Source organism: Streptomyces sp. NBC_00425 (assembly GCF_036030735.1).
Classification (GTDB): Bacteria; Actinomycetota; Actinomycetes; order Streptomycetales; family Streptomycetaceae; genus Streptomyces.
Window position 1 is genome coordinate 677,694 of sequence record NZ_CP107928.1, and the last position, 14,922, is coordinate 692,615.

Genomic DNA, 14,922 nt, shown 5'->3' on the forward strand with positions numbered 1-14,922 from the left:
CCCCGCTCATCTTGCAAGAAAACGGTGGTAGAGCGAAGTAAATGGCGATTGTTTGCACCGGCTGCCGAACATAGTCTCCCGCTGTCCTGATGTCACGAGACGGGAGCGGTGCGGAGATGACGGCACACCTGAGCGATGTGGAAGCCACGGCACTGGCCGCGGTGGATGAGGCGGCCATCGCCCACTTGCTGCTGGAACTTCTCGCTGTGCCCAGCGTGACGGGGAGCGCCGCGGAGTCCGAGCTTCAGCACGTTCTGGCCCAGCGCCTGGAACGTATGGATCTCGCGGTCGACCTGTGGTCCATGAACCTGCCCGAGCTGCGCGAGCATCCACGATTTCCGGGCTGTGAGGCTCCCCGCACGGAGGCGTGGGGCCTGGTGGGAGGCACGCCGCAGGTCGGCGACGGGCCGAGCCTCGTCCTCCAGGGGCATGTCGACGTCGTCCCTCCCGGGGACCTGGCGCAATGGCGGGGTGACCCGTTCCAGCCGCGGGTCACCGGGGACGTGGTGCACGCCCGGGGAGCATGCGACATGAAAGCCGGCGTGGTGGCGATAGTCGCCGCACTCGCCGCGATACGGGCCGCTGGCGCAAGGCTGCGCGGCCAGGTGTCCGCGCACTTCGTCGTCAGCGAAGAGGACGGAGGACTCGGGGCGTTCGGCACCCTCCTACGCGGCTACACCGGTGACGCCTGCATCATCACGGAACCGACCAGCGGCGCCCTCATGACCGCGAACGCGGGCGCCCTGACCTTTCGCATCGACGTGCCCGGCCAGGCCACCCACGGCAGCACCAGGTACGCCGGAGTGAGCGCCATCGACGCGTACTTGCCCATCCACCGCGCACTCGCCCGCCTGGAAGCCCGCCGCAACACAGGCGCCGATCCCCTCATGTCCGACTACCCCATCCCCTACCCGCTGTCCGTCGGCGCCGTGCGGGCCGGCGACTGGGCCAGCAGCGTGCCCGATCTGCTGGTGGCCGAAGGAAGACTGGGCGTCCGGCTCGGTGAGGACCCGGCGCGGGCCCGCAACGAACTGGAGGCCTGCGTGGCCGAAGCGTGCGCAGCCGACCCCTGGCTGCGCTCCCGTCCCGCCACGGTGACGTGGCCCGGCGGCCAGTTCGCCAGCGGACGGCTCCCGGCCGGACACCCGCTGGCCTCGCTGGTCGCCGACGCCCACACCGATGTCACCGGCGGCCCCCGGCCTGCTGAGCGAGGCGCCCCGTACGGCAGTGACCTGCGTCTGTACTCCGGGGCAGGCATCCCCACACTGCAGTACGGCCCCGGCGACGTCACCCTGGCCCACGGTCCGCGGGAGAGCGTTCACGTCAGCGAGGTCGTCACCGTCACTCGAACGCTGGTACTCGCCGCACTGCGCATGGTCGGCACCAAGTAGCAGCCACCAGCGACTCGCACTCCGGTGCCGCCCGCATCCACTGAGCGGGCGGCTGCGCCGGAGCCCATGCCGGTCACCAGCCGGTGACGCGCCCCACTTGTCCTGGATCTCCGGTGTGGTGTTCGTGGTTGGCCGGCCGACTGCCCCAGCCACCCAGGCGCCGGCGACGAACGCGCCCCGGGCGTTGCGGCGGCGGTCACCGCAGCGTGCGCGCACATCGGCTGCGACGATGCGGCTGTCTGCCGGGCGGAGGACACTCACGTTCAACGGGACGGTAATCACGAGCGGCCCCGGTTCTTACCGCCCCATCAGCACAGAGGTCCGGCCCGGGGAACCCGCCAAGACCGGCTGGCTTCTCTCACTGCCTGGATCCGTGCCCCGGGGTCTGATCATTGACCTACTCGGCCGTCGATCCGCTCGCGCAGGAGATCGGCGTGGCCGCAGTGCCTCGCGTACTCGGCGATCTGCATCACCAGGATTTCGCGAAGCGGAGCCTCCCCGGCCAGCGTGCCGAGGTCGGCGAATCCAGCGAGGAAACGGTCGGTCAGTTCCATTTCGGCCCGCCACTGGCGCCACGCGTCCGCCACGACCGTCGGGTCGGCGATCGCGCCGTTCCAGTCGCCGTCACGGTCTTCGGCGGTGCGGTAGATCCTGGGCGAGTCCTCGCCGGCCAACCGGCGAAAGTGCCGTTCGTCCTCGGCCATGTGCCGCACCAGCCCGAGCAGTGACATCGTGGACGGCGGTACGGAGCGCCGGGCCATCTGGTCGGCGTCCAAGTCAGCACACTTCATCTCGATGGTGAGGCGGAAGTGGCGCAGACTGTCCAGCAGCGTGCCGCGTTCGTCGACCGTCTCGACTTCGGTCTCGCGCGGGTCGTCGTCCGGGTCGACCCACATGTCGGGATAGATGGTGGAGGGGGCCCACCGAGTCACCACTGCCTCGTTGTCGCGCTCTCCTGGCTCCATGGGCGCATCGTGGTGCGCATCGACTCCGTCCGCCACTGAATATCGCATCTGAGTCGGCCGGCGGCCGACCGACCGCGTCCTGCCCTACAGGCGGCCGCCGCCGAACAACGCCGAGGGGCCGCGGGAGCAGCGGGCCGCTGCCGACGAACAGCGCAGACCGGCCGTCGCGGACCGCCGGCCGGCCGCTGAGGAGCAGGCGCGGGACCAGCGGGCGGAGCAGGAACGACGGACGGCCTTCTTCGAGCAGGCGGGCAGGGACGCCGCACTGTGGCCCGTGTTCATGCACATGGTCCGCTCCGCCTCCGGCAAAGCCGTCGAGTGCGGCGCTCAGAGCCCCGCCCACGGCAACGGACTGTCGCCGACGGAGAGCAGGGTCTCCTGCAAGCCACCGCCGCCCTCGCCGACGAACTCGTGCAGACCTACGGCTGTCCCGAGATCCGTGCACGGACGCGTCGCCTGTCACGGCCAGGATTCGTGCGTCCATCAGGACGGGATTTCCCAGTGAACGACGGGCGCATGGTACCGCTGGTACCGTGGGTACCATGTCGGATCCCAAAGCGATGAATCTACGCTTCCCCGATCCCGCGCAGCGGGCGGCCATCGCGGCAGCCGCCAAGCAGGCGGGGGTCAGCATGCAGGAATACATCGTCTCGGCCGCCTACGACCGGGCGACCGCGGTGGAGCAGCGGTTCCTGGAGGGCTTCAAGGCGTCCATGGCCCGCAGCGGCGCGACCTTCGCAGCCGAGCCCAGCGGCATCGACGTCAGCGCGGAGCAGCGGGTGATCGAGCAGGAGGCGCTGCGGGAGCTTGAGCAGCAGGAGCGGGGCCACGCCGCGTGAGCGAGCATGAACCTCTCCACCCCCTCGATGTCACGTTTCTGCTGCACGCCGCCGAGCTGCTCGACGGTGATCCGCAGGTCGACGACTACGGGCCGCTGTACGCGGCCGTCGCCCGGGTCAACGCCCGGGCGATGGAGCGGCACATCTACGGATCGCTGTACCTCAAGGCCGCCGCCCTGCTGCACACCCTGGTGAAGCTGCCGTGCCTGGAACACTCGAACGAGGCCTTCGCCTGGCACGCGACCGAGGCCTACATGGCCCTCAACGCACACGCCCTCGACTATCCACCCAAGGCAGCCGTTGCACTGGTGCGCGACACGGCGGTGGGAGCGCTCGGCGTCGCCCGGATCGCCCGGCAGCTTCGCGACTGGACTGCCGCCTGACTCCCGGGGCAGGCGGTCCTGCTGCCGGCTCTTCGAGAGGCCTCGATCGACGCGCCGTCGCACTTCGGTGGCTTCTGCAGCGAGTGACCGGAAGCTGAGCGCGTCCGGGGATGCGCCGGGACGGGCGTGGTCGCGGCAGATAGCGAGTCATCACATGTCTCACGCTCCGGCGAGACGGGTGCCGGACAGGGCCAGGAGGACGTATCACCACCGTGGCTGATGTCGGTCCCTGTGCTTTCACGGAATCAAGCGACAGGCATTGACGACCGCGATGGGATGTCTATCATCCAAAGAGTCCGAAACACCGAGTGTTGTTCGATTTTTCGGACAATTAGGCAGGGGCCCGGTGCTGACCACTCCGGCTCCCGTACGGCGACGCAAGCGCGACAGCTCCCCGCTGCACCAGAACCGTCCCTTCAGGTACGGCCCTTGCTCTTCGCCGTGAATACGGACCAGCTGACCTCGGTGTTGAAGCAAAGCCGCTCACCCCACCTTGGAGTCCGGCATGCCCCCAGCGCCCGAACGCTCTGTCCTGCCCTTCTCCTTCATCCCCCCACCGAGTCGCGCACGCAGCGCACGTCCTTCGGCGGCCAAGGCAGCCGCGTGCGTGGCGACCCTCCTGGTCACGCTGTTGGCCGCCCTGATCTCGCCGGGCTCGGCGTCGGCAGCCGCCGCAGGTCCCTGTGACCTCTACGCTGCCGGCGGGACACCGTGCGTCGCGGCGCACAGCACCGTGCGTGGTCTGTACGCGTCGTACAACGGCCCGCTCTACCAGGTCAGGCGCTCCTCGGACAACGCGACCAGAAACATCGGGGTCGTGGCTGGCGGCGGTGTGGCGAACGCCGCGGTCCAGGACTCCTTCTGCGCGGGCACGAGTTGCGTCATCACCTGGGTGTACGACCAGTCGGGTCACGGCAACAACCTGGGCTACCAGGGGCCCGGCGGCGTCGGCGGGTCCGACACGGCGGCCAAAGCAACCAGCGAGTCGCTGACGGTCGGTGGCGGCAAGGCGTACTCCCTCTACATCGACCCGAGGAACAGCTACTGGCGTGACGGCCGCCAGACGGGGGTGCCCACGGGCAGCGCCCCCGAGGGGATGTACATGGTCACCAGCGGCACGCATGTCAACAGCGGCTGCTGCTTCGACTACGGCAACAGCGAGACCACGCGCAAGGCCGACGGCCCAGGCGCGATGGACGCGATCAACTTCAGCAGATCTTGTTGGTTCGGAGGCTGTTCCGGATCCGGGCCCTGGGTACAGGCAGACCTGGAGTACGGGCTGTTCCCCGGCGGCAGCACGTCCTGGAACCCCAACCAGCGTGCGTTTCCCGTCAAGTTCGTCACCGCGACGCTGAAGAACAACGGCACGTCCCGGTTCGCGATCAAGGGCGGCAACGCCCAGTCGGGCAGCCTGACCACGCTGTACGACGGCTCGCTTCCCCGCGGATACAGCCCCATGAAGAAGCAGGGCGCGATCATCCTCGGCAGCGGCGGGGACTGTTGCGTCGGCAACACCAATCTCAGCGCCGGGACGTTCTACGAGGGAGCCATCACCTCCGGCTACCCCTCCGACGCCACCGAGAACGCCGTGCAGGCCAACATCGCCGCCGCCGGCTACCGCTGAAACCGCCTGCGGCAACCCCTTTTGCGCACAACCCGGTTGGACGGACCCCCCCTAGGAGCCGATGATGCCCAAACCCAAGTTATGGCCCGCCGTGGCCGCGGCCCTTCTCGCGCTGGCCATGGCCGTCGGCGGTACGGCATTGCGCGACGGTGTCGACGGACAGCACACGGCCCTCACGGCCACCCGCTCCGCCGCCGCGACCGCCGGGTGCGGCAAGACCCCCGGGCTGACGAGCGGAACCCACACGCTTCAGGTCAATGGCAAGACCCGCAGCTACATCCTGAAAGTCCCGGACAACTACGACAAGAATCACGCCTACCGGCTGGTCTTCGGCTTCCACTGGCTGGGCGGCACCGCCACCGACGTGGCCACGGGCCGCACGGTGGAGAACGGCACCTGGGCCTATTACGGACTTCAGCGGCTGTCGAACAACAGCGCCGTCTTCGTCGCACCCCAGGGCCTCAACAACGGCTGGGCCAACTCCGGCGGCGAAGACCTGACCTTCACCGACAGCATGATCGCCCAGATCGAGGGCGCGCTGTGCATCGACACCACCCGGCTCTTCTCCGTCGGATTCAGTTACGGCGCCGCCATGACCCACGCGCTCGCGTGTGCGCGGGCGACGGTCTTCCGCGCGGTCGCGGTCCAGTCCGGTGGGCAGCTCAGCGGCTGCAGCGGCGGCTCCCAGCCCATCGCCTACCTCGGCATCCACGGTATCCGCGACAACGTCCTGGGCGTCTCCGGCGGACGCGGCCTGCGCGACCGGTTCGTCCGCAACAACGGCTGCGCCGCCCAGAACCCGCCCGAGCCCGCCCAGGGCAGCCGGACCCACCGCATCACCACCTACGCCGGATGCTCCGCCGGACACCCCGTGGAATGGGCCGCGTTCGACGAGGGCCACATCGCCGCACCACAGGACGGCGCCGCCGGTGACAGCGGCTCCCGAACCTGGGTGCCGGGCGAGGTCTGGAAGTTCTTCACACAGTTCTGAAGCCCCCCTCCCCCGTCGGGTGAAACAACCACAACCCAACGCCGACGGGGCTCACTGATGTGCAGGCAGTCACGGCCACGTCCCGTGCAGCACGCGCTGCAGAGTTCCCGGGACGTTGGCGTGAGCGTGCACATCCAGCACAAGGGCAAGGCACACGTCCGTCCAGACACGCAACCGAGAACTCCAGGGGCCGGGCCACCAGCCCCGCCCCGGTGGACACAGTGCCGCCGGGTCGCGCGGCCCGGCGCGGACAACTCGACAGAAACGGAGACACGCCCCATGAAGAGGTTACTTCCGGCGCTGACCGGGCTCGTCGCCATGTGCCTGACGGTCGCAGCAGGCGCGCTGACAGCACCTGCGCCGGCCGCGGCGGCGACGCCAGCCGCGGCGACACTGACCGAAGTCACCGGTTTTGGATACAACCCGTCCAACCTGAAGATGTACGAATACGTGCCGCCGAACGTCGGCGCGCACCCGGCTGTCCTGGTCGCCAACCACTACTGCGGCGGCTCCGGACCGGCCATGTACTCGGGCAGCGAGTTCGCCTCGCTGGCCAACCAGCACGGGTTCATCGTCGTGTACCCGTCGGTCACCCGCAGCAGCAAGTGCTTCGACGTGTCGTCACCGCGTGCCCTGACCCACAACGGCAGCAGCGACCCGGCGGGCATCGTGTCGATGGTGCGGTGGGAGGAACAGCGCAGGGGCGCCGACCCCAACCGGGTCTACGCCACCGGCTTCTCCTCCGGAGCGATGATGACGAACGTGCTGCTCGGCGACTACCCCGACGTGTTCAAGGCCGGCTCGGCACTGTCCGGCGTGCCCTTCGGCTGCTTCGCCACCACGAACGGCTCGGAGTGGAACAGCGACTGCTCCGGCGGGAGAATCACCAAGACGCCCCAGCAGTGGGGCAACCTCGTGCGCGCCGCCTATCCGGGGTACGCCGGGCCCCGCCCGCGCATGCAGGTGTGGCACGGCACGCAGGACACCACACTGAGCTACGTCAACTTCGGTGAAGCGATCAAGCAGTGGACCAACGTTCTCGGCGTGAACCAGACGCCCGTCCTCACCGATCACCCCAAGTCGACCTGGACCCGAACCCGGTACGGCGGCACCGGCACCACCGCACCGTTCGAAGCGATCAGCGTCCAAGGCGTGGGCCACAGCCTGCCGCAGAGCGGCATGGTACCGATGGCGCTGCAGTTCATGGGCCTGATCTGACCGGCATCGCGCGGACACGGGGCGCCGCCACCCGCACGCCTGCCGGTGAAGGACGCCCTCCGGCGATCTCCACGCTGTCCGTGGCCGATGCTGCACATGGCGTATCGGCCCACCGTGTCGCGTCCTCCCGCCTTGCTCTCCTGGAGGACAGGGTCCGTCACGCCGGTGCACTCATGCTGGGAGAAGCCGTCTGGACCGTCGGCTCCTAGGAGGACGTTCAGCTGGACCGTGCTCGGCCAGGGAATCGCGAACGACTGCTTCCCTGTGCCGAGCACATCAGCAGGGGTGCGGACCGGACGCCCGGCGAGAGGGGACCCTCGCTCACCCGAGCCCGCCATCCGGTACCGGGGAGCGGGGCTCGCTCGACCAGGCGGTTCGGCGCCGACAGAGTCGACGTGTGACACCGCAGCACCGCCTCACCCTGCCTGCCGGTCCGCCCCTCCCCCGACGGCTGACGGCCCCCACGCCCAGACGCCGGACGCGGCTGATCCGATGGTCATCGATCTGATGGCGATCAGTACGGTCGTCGCCCTCGGGCCTTTGCACAGCAGCACCCTCATCCTGCTGCTCTCCACCCGGCCCGGCCCGGCGTCAGACAGGGGGCGCGGGGTTCCTGTTGCCGGATCTCGCGATCGGCGCGGCCCCCCTGGTCGTCTGATCGAACATCAGGCACGCCGGTCGGAGAATCGCCGCCGCGGGCGAGAGCTTGTCGGGCCGCCGGACCGATCACCTCAACCACACCGTGCAGACCCGGGCCCGGCACGCCTACCTGCGTCGCCGCGACGCCAGCGCCCGCCGGCAGTGGCCATATGCGTTGCTGTCTCTTGTGCGCACCGAGGCTCCTCTGCTCATTCAGCGCGCCGACTGTACCGGTGCCGGGAGCTGGTCGTGCAGTGAGCGGGTGGGCTCACGATCAGCAAATATTCCTTGACACGAATATTCTAAGTAGAGAATACTTCTTCCCATGGACGCACTTCTCTCCGCATTGGCCGACCCGGCCCGCTGGCGGTTCGTGGCACTGCTGGCCGAGCGGCCACGCTCGGTCGGGGTCCTCGCCCAGCTCGCCGGGGCGCGCCAGCCGCAGACGACCAAGCACCTGCAGGCCCTCGAGCGTGCCGGTGTCGTCACCTCCCAGCGCGCCGGCCAGCGTCGCGTCTACGCTCTCCAGCCCGGCCCTCTGCGAGACCTCGCCACGGCGCTCAACCGGCTTGCCGACGCCGCCGACGAGGCCGGCATGCGCGAGACCTACAACCGCTACGGACTCGACCTGGACGCCGAACGATCCGCAGCGCAGGAGCCCGGCTGGGCCGACGGCCGTTCGTTCGACTTCCAGCGGTCACTGGCCGCGCGACCCGATACGGTCTGGCGGCACCTGACCGAGGACTCATTGACCGCTCAGTGGTGGGCGCCGGACGGCCTGCGCGTCTCGGAACTCGTCTTCGAGGCCCGGCCGGGCGGCCGGATCGTCCTGGAGTACCGGGAGGACGAGGACGCCGACGACTCCGCCGGGGTCGTCGGACGCGCCGGGGGCGCCGTCGAGGAGGTCCGGCCAGCCGAACGCCTGGCCTACCGGCTCTCCCCCTTCCTGCCCGACGGCGGCCCCGCCTTCACCGGCCACCTCGTCTTCGACCTCCGGCCCACCGCCACCGGCACCGACCTCGAGGTCCACTACCGGATCGCCGACACCACCGTCGAGTCCGCGGACTTCGTCGCCGGCATCGAAATCGGCTTCGGCCAGTCCCTCGACCGGCTCGCCGCGCTCGTGGCAGCCGGTCCTCACACCACCGATCTCACCGAACACGACCCTGACACAAGGAGCACGACATGACCGAGCAGACCACCGGACGCAAGGTGACCGCCAATCTGGTCATCAGCCTCGACGGCCGCTACCACGGCGCCGGCGGCCCCGCCGACTTCGCCGCGTTCGCCGCCTACGCCACCTCCGACGTCTCCCGCGACCAGATGACCCGCATGCGCGAGAACGCCACCACCGCGCTCCTCGGCCGGGTCCTCGCCGAAGGATTCCTAGCGTTCTGGCCCTCCGTCGCCGCCGACGACAACGCCGACCCCCGCGACCGCGCATACGCCAAATGGCTGGTCGACACCGAAAAGGTCGTCCTGTCGACCACCCTGACCCAAGCGCCGTGGGAGCACGCCCGCATCGCCAACGGCCCCGTCACCGACGTCGTCGCCGACCTCAAAGCCGACGGCGAGGGCGACATCCTCGTCAACACCAGCCCGAGCCTCACCAAAGCGCTGCTGTCGGCCGACATGATCGACCGGCTGTACCTCATCGTCATCCCCGAGATCGCCGGCGGCGGCCTGCGCCTGTTCGACGACGGCCTCCCCGCCTCGAAATGGAAGCTCACCCACCAGGAGACGGGCAACCTCGGCGAGATGGCCCTGGTCTACGACCGGCACCTCTGACCCTTAAAGGCGTCGCCAGCCCGGCTCGTTGCCCGTTCCAGTGTGGCGTGTTGGTCGGGCCGAAGGATGACGTGGCTCAGCGGCAGGTCTCGCTCCCGGGCAGTCACGCGCTCCGACAAGCTCTGGATGAACACCTTCGCCACAACCACCGGACGCGATCACGGCGGCAAACTGTACGCCGGGCGCAACTACGTGTTCTGCCGCGAGTGGGGCAGTCAGGTGGGTTCGGGCGGCGCGTACAACCACTGGTGGCTGTACACCGATATGGACACCGGCGGCCGGGACTTCGTCTCCGCCTACTACCTCAGCGGCCAGGGCAACGACGTCGCCCACGACGAGAACGGCCAGGATATCCACACCTGCTGACACAGCCCCGGGATCACCGATGCCGGTCCCGCCTCTGCCTCACCGCATGTGCATCGTCCGCCAACAAGCCGAACCTGTGCGGCGGCAAGATCGCGCGGACGGGAGGGCTCAAGGATGCGTTCCAGAGCCCTCCCGACCCCTGTAGCAGCGAGACCGACGTCGAGCTGGACCAGCGTCGAGCTGTACATTCTGGTCCCGGGCGCTGAGTGGCCGCCGGTGCAAGCAGCCGACAGCACAGCCACCCTCTGCCGGCGCTGGACGGGAAGTACGGGCGTCACCACCCATTTCACTGCCACCAGGCCGCTGCCCGGAGCAGTCTGCGATGCTTATAAGCGACGCACTGACGTACGACGTCAATATCGCCGTTCGGGGGGCGGGAACATGGTGAACCGTGACGCGATCCGAGGGAAACGTGGTCGCGTCGTGAACTGGGGCTGGTTCCTGGGCTGGCTTGTGCTGGGAGCGTGTGTAGCCGTCGGCCTGGCCGCCATTTTGACGGTAGGCCTCGTCCTGCTTCTTCTGGCCGCCGTGGCTGCGGGTTTCCTGCTGCGGAAGGGCCCAAGGAACGCGATCGCCGGATCGTTGACCGGCCTGGCCCTGCCGCTTTTCTACCTCGCCTACCTGAACCGAAGCGGTCCGGGGACCGTGTGCCATGCAACGTCCGGCGGCCAGACATGCACTGACGAGTACACCCCGATCCCTTTTCTGGTCTGTGGTGTCATTCTCTTCGCCGCAGGGTTTCTGATCTTCATCATGCTCGACCGTAGAAGCAGCAGCGCCGGCTGATCCGGACGGCCTCCCGCACTCAGCGAAAGGATCGCCCCGAAAACCCGCCCATGCAGGGATCGGGACCTGCCCCGGGTGGTTCAGGAGACTCCCTGTACAGCCCTCATACATGGCGAGCCCTGTCCGTCCATCGCGGCCCGGTAGCGGGCGAGCAGCATCGGGGCGTCCAGCAGTTCGGCGAGCCTCTTGCGCGTCCCGTGCACGGCGTCGGCCTGAACGTCCGGTGCGGCGAGCAGGGCAGGTCGCGCCGCCCGTCCCCGTGCCTGAGCAACTGTTCGGACGCCCACGACAGGAGGTCGGTGAGCAATTGTCAATACCTGTGGATTGATTCAGTCATAGATCGCCGGGCTGGCCGGTCGGACAGATGCAGGATCTCCTGATGTGGTTCGGGCCTGGCGCCGCAGCGGCGTCCTGCGGAGGCGAGGGCAGGGGGTGGCGATGGTTGGATCCGGAGCGCGCGATATTGTCCGGTTCGAGGTACCTCGGGCCGGAGCGCTGGCGGCCTCGGTCGGCGATTGGGTCGTGCCGGTGCGCCCGGTCTACCCGGCTGGCTGGGAGGTGGTCGCGCCGGCTCCGGGGAGTCCGGATCGAACCCACACGAGGAGTGAGTCAGCCATGAACAGCCAGGAAACCGTCGACTCCCGGATCGTCGACCCGGCCCGCCTCCCGTTCGCGTACGCGGACGCGCTCAACGCCGGGGACGCCGACGCCGTCCTCGCGCTGTTCCACCAGGACGCGACGATGCGCACCTTCACCGGCGAAGTCCTCACCGACCGGGAGGCGCTGCGCGCTGAGACGGTCAACTCGATCGCGGCTCAGGTGCGTCTGACCAACAAGCCCAGGTTCACCCAGATCGGGGGCGACACGGCCCTGATCATCGTCGATTGGAACCTCGAGGCGACGTCGCCGGACGGCACCCGGATCTCGCCGACCGGAACGACGACGGCCGTTGCCCGCCAGTCGGCCGACGGGTCGTGGCGGTTCGCCGTCCTCAACTGTCAAGGGACAGCTGGGTCTCCCGGGTGGCGGACAACGGAGCTCCCCGCTGGTGAACGGTAGAAGTCTCCAGACCGGTCATGCCGCGTTCGCCTCCCCGTGCTCGACGAGGACGCCCTTCTCGAACCGGGCACCGCTGCGGAGGAGGGCGACAAGGTGGGGTGCGTTGATCGCGCGCCAGCGGGCCTGGGCGGACTCGACGAGCTTGAACACCATCGCCAGGGCCGCGGCCGGGCTGCCTGCCCCGCGGGTGACCTTGGTCCTCAACTTTACGGTGCTGAAAGTGCTCTCGATGGATTTGTCGTGCGCAGGTGCACCCGGTGCTCGGCGGGGAAGTCGTAGAACGCGAGGAGCTCGTCGGCCTCGTCGGTGACCTTGTTGGTCGCTTTCGGCCACTTCGCTCCGTAGGCGCGCTCGAAGTCCTTGATCGCCTTCTCGGCGTGGTCGCGGTCCTCGGCGTTGTAGATTTCCTGAAGGGCCTTCTTCACGCCGGGCTGAGCCCACTGCGGTAGCGCGTTCATGACATTGCGGACCTTGTGAACCCAGCACCTGTGGTGCCTGGCCTGCGGAAACACCTCTACAAAATCCCTCCACAGGCCCATCGCGCCGTCACCGACCACGAGTTCGGGATCGCGCACGCCGCGTCGGCGGCCGTCACGCAGCAGATCCGCCCACGACTCGGTCGATTCACGCAGCCCCTCGGCCAACGCGATAACTTCCTTGCGACCGTCGGGGCGCACCCCCATGAGGACCAGGACGCAGGAGTGGGCCTGGCCGAGGCGGACCTTGGGGTGGACGCCGTCGGCCCACACGTAGACGTAGTCGGAATCCTGCAGGTCGCGGGCCTGGAAGGCGGTGTGGTCGTCGGTCCGCTGCTTCGTCAGCCGGGTCACCGTCGCCGGCGAGAGGCCGGCCGAGCAGCCCAGGAACTGCTCCACGCGGGCACGAAGTCCCCGGAGGACAGTCCGTGGAGGTAGAGCAGGGGCAGGACCTCGCTGATCTTCGGCGGCCGTTCCCGGACCAGGCCGGGGCGGTGGGCCGCGCATCGTGCGGGTGAACAGTCACATCCGAACGGACCGCCACGACATGGCCGATGCCCCGGCCGTGCAGGCCGTCGCGGAAGTCGGCGTTCTGCCCGTAGCCGGCGTCGGCCACCACCACCGGCGGCACCAGACCCCACCCGGCCAGCTCGTCGAAGGTGTCCAGGGCCAGGCGCTCTCCCGGTGCTCGACCCCTTCCGGTATCCCGGTCTTCTGCCGCCGCACGGCATCGTGCGCCCACTCCTCGGGCACGAACAGCCGCCACTGCAGCGGACAGGAGGCGGTGTCGGAGACCGCATGCACGCTCACCGCGACCTGGCAGTTGGCCTGCTTGCCCAAAGCACCGCAGTACTGGTGCGCGACCGCCACCGACATCTTCCCGTCCTTGGGGAACGACACATCATCGACCGCCCACGCATCCGGGCCGATTCTCGGCACCATCCGCTGCGCGATCCGCCGCCGCACCGGCACCGGATCCCAGGTCGACTGGTTCACGAACTGCTGCAGGTTCTGACAGACCTAACGGAGTCCTACTGGGCGGCTTCCGGGTGGAGTCCGTATTCGGCTAGCCACCCGAGCAGCTCGTGACGGGATGCCTGGACGAGGCGTCCTCCCGTGAAGCGGGTGTCGTCGGTGACCTCCGCGACGCACCCGGCCGGGGGAACAAAGGACTGGGCCTCGTCATCTGTGGTGAACTCGGCTTCTGCGAGTACCAGGCCCTGCAAGTGGCCGTCGAAGACGTCGACGCCCAAGGGCGGAACGCTGAAACGAGTCTTCGACAGCAGGGCGGCCGACAGTGAGGCGATCACGTCGTACTCGGCTGGTGACAAGTAGGTATTCGTGATCAGGCCCTGGACGGCACCAGGCTGAGCGACCGGGACTTTCTGGGTCAGCTTGAGCTCACAACGGCCATCCGAGAAGTCGGCCCGACGCAGCCGCAACCGCGTTCCTGTCACATACCGGTCGCTGATCACGCGACTGACGGTCACGGCCGAGGGTGGTGGTGGCTCGGCCAGCAGGAACCGCCTTTCCCGTTCGACAAGTGCGTACTTGCCTGGGTGAACCGCCTGGCCTTCAACTCCGCCTCTTTTTCGCATCTTGACTTCCTCCCCCCTCTGAAGACGGGGGATTCCAGCGGTCGCCCGCTGGGGTGCCTGCTTCACCGACGACCGCCCCGCCCAGAGGACTCCCGTTGAGGTCTTACACCGTCTCCACAGGCAGACGCCGCCAGCCCGGCGGCCAGGATGTTGCGTGCCGCGTTCACGTCGCGGTCGTGCACGGCGCCGCAGTCGTCGCACGTCCATGCGCGGACGTCCTCGATCACGACCGTTTGGTTCTCACGGACGAGTCGAGTCGACAGCCTGTGCAGGCCGCACACCAGTAGCTTCGGCGGACCGATCATCCTGGTCTGGGGCCCCGTCTCGGCGAACTGGAGAAAGGCCTGGTCATGCGGCAGACCACACGTCAGCCGCAGAAAGGTGGGGATCTCCTGCGCGCTCCTGCTGCGTGCTGGTGGGCCCTGCAGGTGGTGAAGTCCACGGACACCATGGACCAGTCGATGCGTCCCTCGGTGTCGGCGTGGGCCAGGACGGCTGCAAAAGATCTTGTCCCACGTGCCGTCCGCCGACCAGAGTCTGCGCCCCTCGTACACGGTCTTCGACTTCCGAGCCGCGCGGGCAGATCCTGCCAAGGCACCTGGGTGCGCCGCCGGAAGGAAATACCCCGTCGATCACCCTGCGATGAGTAGCCCAACGCCCGCCCCGCCGAACGGACTTCGGCAGATGCGGCCGTAGCCGCACCCGTTCCTCGTTCGCGAGATCTCAACGCCTATGAACATGCCGACGGCTCGAACCCGAGGAGTCACATCATCCACCGGCCGGGCCCCAGTCCAACAGG

At 68.7% G+C, this 14,922-nt stretch carries 14 protein-coding genes and 5 pseudogenes; 11 read left to right on the forward strand and 8 right to left on the reverse strand.

Translation table 11 applies throughout. The features are described 5' to 3' along the window. Positions 1-116 precede the first annotated feature (116 nt). A complete protein-coding gene (locus OHS82_RS03040) occupies positions 117-1,391 on the forward strand; it encodes an ArgE/DapE family deacylase (protein WP_328433205.1) in 1,275 nt (424 codons plus the stop codon). Between the two features lie 389 nt (positions 1,392-1,780). Here the strand turns inward: OHS82_RS03040 and OHS82_RS03045 are convergent, their stop codons facing one another. Further along, entirely contained in the window at positions 1,781-2,356 is a 576-nt protein-coding gene (locus OHS82_RS03045) for a DinB family protein (protein ID WP_328433206.1), read from the reverse strand. Positions 2,357-2,440: 84 nt separating this feature from the next. Then, complete coding sequence (locus tag OHS82_RS03050) at positions 2,441-2,644, reverse strand: hypothetical protein (RefSeq protein WP_328433207.1); 204 nt, start codon at positions 2,642-2,644, stop codon at positions 2,441-2,443. 254 nt (positions 2,645-2,898) lie between these two features. Between OHS82_RS03050 and OHS82_RS03055 the strand changes: the two genes are divergently transcribed. The 9 genes and pseudogenes from OHS82_RS03055 (at position 2,899) to OHS82_RS03095 (ending at position 10,990) form a co-directional block, all read left to right on the forward strand. Beyond that, positions 2,899-3,195 (forward strand): type II toxin -antitoxin system TacA 1-like antitoxin, encoded by a 297-nt coding sequence (locus OHS82_RS03055; RefSeq protein WP_242432954.1) that lies wholly within the window; start codon positions 2,899-2,901, stop codon positions 3,193-3,195. Further along, complete coding sequence (locus tag OHS82_RS03060) at positions 3,192-3,578, forward strand: fic family toxin-antitoxin system, toxin component (protein WP_328433208.1); 387 nt, start codon at positions 3,192-3,194, stop codon at positions 3,576-3,578. The genes OHS82_RS03055 and OHS82_RS03060 overlap by 4 nt, the downstream gene beginning before the upstream one ends. A 673-nt stretch (positions 3,579-4,251) precedes the next feature. Next, positions 4,252-5,202, forward strand: a pseudogene (locus OHS82_RS03065) (arabinofuranosidase catalytic domain-containing protein); the annotation flags it as partial. Between the two features lie 64 nt (positions 5,203-5,266). Further along, positions 5,267-6,193 carry an alpha/beta hydrolase family esterase gene (locus OHS82_RS03070; protein WP_057574941.1) on the forward strand — a complete coding sequence of 309 codons (927 nt, stop codon included), beginning with the start codon at positions 5,267-5,269 and terminating at the stop codon, positions 6,191-6,193. A 279-nt stretch (positions 6,194-6,472) separates the two neighbouring features. Then, positions 6,473-7,411, forward strand: coding sequence for an extracellular catalytic domain type 1 short-chain-length polyhydroxyalkanoate depolymerase (locus OHS82_RS03075; protein ID WP_057574940.1), 939 nt, complete (start codon positions 6,473-6,475; stop codon positions 7,409-7,411). Between the two features lie 964 nt (positions 7,412-8,375). Next, the gene (locus tag OHS82_RS03080; protein ID WP_057574939.1) at positions 8,376-9,239 is read left to right on the forward strand and encodes a metalloregulator ArsR/SmtB family transcription factor; all 864 of its coding nucleotides are present in this window, start codon (positions 8,376-8,378) and stop codon (positions 9,237-9,239) included. Continuing rightward, entirely contained in the window at positions 9,236-9,838 is a 603-nt protein-coding gene (locus OHS82_RS03085; RefSeq protein ID WP_057574938.1) for a dihydrofolate reductase family protein, read from the forward strand. The genes OHS82_RS03080 and OHS82_RS03085 overlap by 4 nt, the downstream gene beginning before the upstream one ends. A gap of 126 nt (positions 9,839-9,964) precedes the next feature. After that, positions 9,965-10,204 (forward strand): hypothetical protein, encoded by a 240-nt coding sequence (locus tag OHS82_RS03090; RefSeq protein ID WP_079040948.1) that lies wholly within the window; start codon positions 9,965-9,967, stop codon positions 10,202-10,204. A gap of 381 nt (positions 10,205-10,585) precedes the next feature. After that, positions 10,586-10,990, forward strand: coding sequence for a hypothetical protein (locus tag OHS82_RS03095; RefSeq protein ID WP_057574936.1), 405 nt, complete (start codon positions 10,586-10,588; stop codon positions 10,988-10,990). Positions 10,991-11,070: 80 nt separating this feature from the next. On the opposite strand, the gene OHS82_RS03100 is transcribed toward OHS82_RS03095, so the two are convergent. Further along, positions 11,071-11,193, reverse strand: a complete 123-nt coding sequence (locus OHS82_RS03100; RefSeq protein WP_328433209.1) for a hypothetical protein — start codon at positions 11,191-11,193, stop codon at positions 11,071-11,073. 412 nt (positions 11,194-11,605) lie between these two features. On the opposite strand from OHS82_RS03100, the gene OHS82_RS03105 reads away from it, so the two are divergent. After that, positions 11,606-12,049, forward strand: a complete 444-nt coding sequence (locus OHS82_RS03105) for a YybH family protein (RefSeq protein WP_057574935.1) — start codon at positions 11,606-11,608, stop codon at positions 12,047-12,049. 15 nt (positions 12,050-12,064) lie between these two features. Here the strand turns inward: OHS82_RS03105 and OHS82_RS03110 are convergent. From OHS82_RS03110 to OHS82_RS03130, 5 genes and pseudogenes are all read right to left on the reverse strand, one after another. Beyond that, positions 12,065-12,998, reverse strand: a pseudogene (locus OHS82_RS03110) (IS256 family transposase); the annotation flags it as partial. Further along, positions 12,977-13,539 (reverse strand): annotated as a pseudogene (locus OHS82_RS03115) (IS701 family transposase); the annotation flags it as partial. The pseudogenes OHS82_RS03110 and OHS82_RS03115, both read right to left, overlap by 22 nt. A gap of 17 nt (positions 13,540-13,556) precedes the next feature. Continuing rightward, entirely contained in the window at positions 13,557-14,000 is a 444-nt protein-coding gene (locus OHS82_RS03120; RefSeq protein WP_242432992.1) for a hypothetical protein, read from the reverse strand. 147 nt (positions 14,001-14,147) lie between these two features. After that, positions 14,148-14,395: pseudogene (locus OHS82_RS03125) on the reverse strand (zinc ribbon domain-containing protein); the annotation flags it as partial. A 98-nt stretch (positions 14,396-14,493) separates the two neighbouring features. Beyond that, positions 14,494-14,825 (reverse strand): annotated as a pseudogene (locus OHS82_RS03130) (transposase); the annotation flags it as partial. Positions 14,826-14,922 lie beyond the last annotated feature (97 nt).

What these genes read in the sequence shown, in the direction of transcription:
- OHS82_RS03075 (WP_057574940.1), top strand. Translation starts at nt 6,473, where the DNA reads ATGAAGAGGTTACTTCCGGCGCTGACCGGGCTCGTCGCCATGTGCCTG.
- OHS82_RS03085 (WP_057574938.1), top strand. Translation starts at nt 9,236, where the DNA reads ATGACCGAGCAGACCACCGGACGCAAGGTGACCGCCAATCTGGTCATC.
- OHS82_RS03055 (WP_242432954.1), top strand. Translation starts at nt 2,899, where the DNA reads ATGTCGGATCCCAAAGCGATGAATCTACGCTTCCCCGATCCCGCGCAG.
- OHS82_RS03070 (WP_057574941.1), top strand. Translation starts at nt 5,267, where the DNA reads ATGCCCAAACCCAAGTTATGGCCCGCCGTGGCCGCGGCCCTTCTCGCG.
- OHS82_RS03090 (WP_079040948.1), top strand. Translation starts at nt 9,965, where the DNA reads ATGAACACCTTCGCCACAACCACCGGACGCGATCACGGCGGCAAACTG.
- OHS82_RS03050 (WP_328433207.1), bottom strand. Translation starts at nt 2,644, where the DNA reads ATGTGCATGAACACGGGCCACAGTGCGGCGTCCCTGCCCGCCTGCTCG.
- OHS82_RS03080 (WP_057574939.1), top strand. Translation starts at nt 8,376, where the DNA reads ATGGACGCACTTCTCTCCGCATTGGCCGACCCGGCCCGCTGGCGGTTC.
- OHS82_RS03040 (WP_328433205.1), top strand. Translation starts at nt 117, where the DNA reads ATGACGGCACACCTGAGCGATGTGGAAGCCACGGCACTGGCCGCGGTG.
- OHS82_RS03045 (WP_328433206.1), bottom strand. Translation starts at nt 2,356, where the DNA reads ATGGAGCCAGGAGAGCGCGACAACGAGGCAGTGGTGACTCGGTGGGCC.
- OHS82_RS03105 (WP_057574935.1), top strand. Translation starts at nt 11,606, where the DNA reads ATGAACAGCCAGGAAACCGTCGACTCCCGGATCGTCGACCCGGCCCGC.
- OHS82_RS03095 (WP_057574936.1), top strand. Translation starts at nt 10,586, where the DNA reads ATGGTGAACCGTGACGCGATCCGAGGGAAACGTGGTCGCGTCGTGAAC.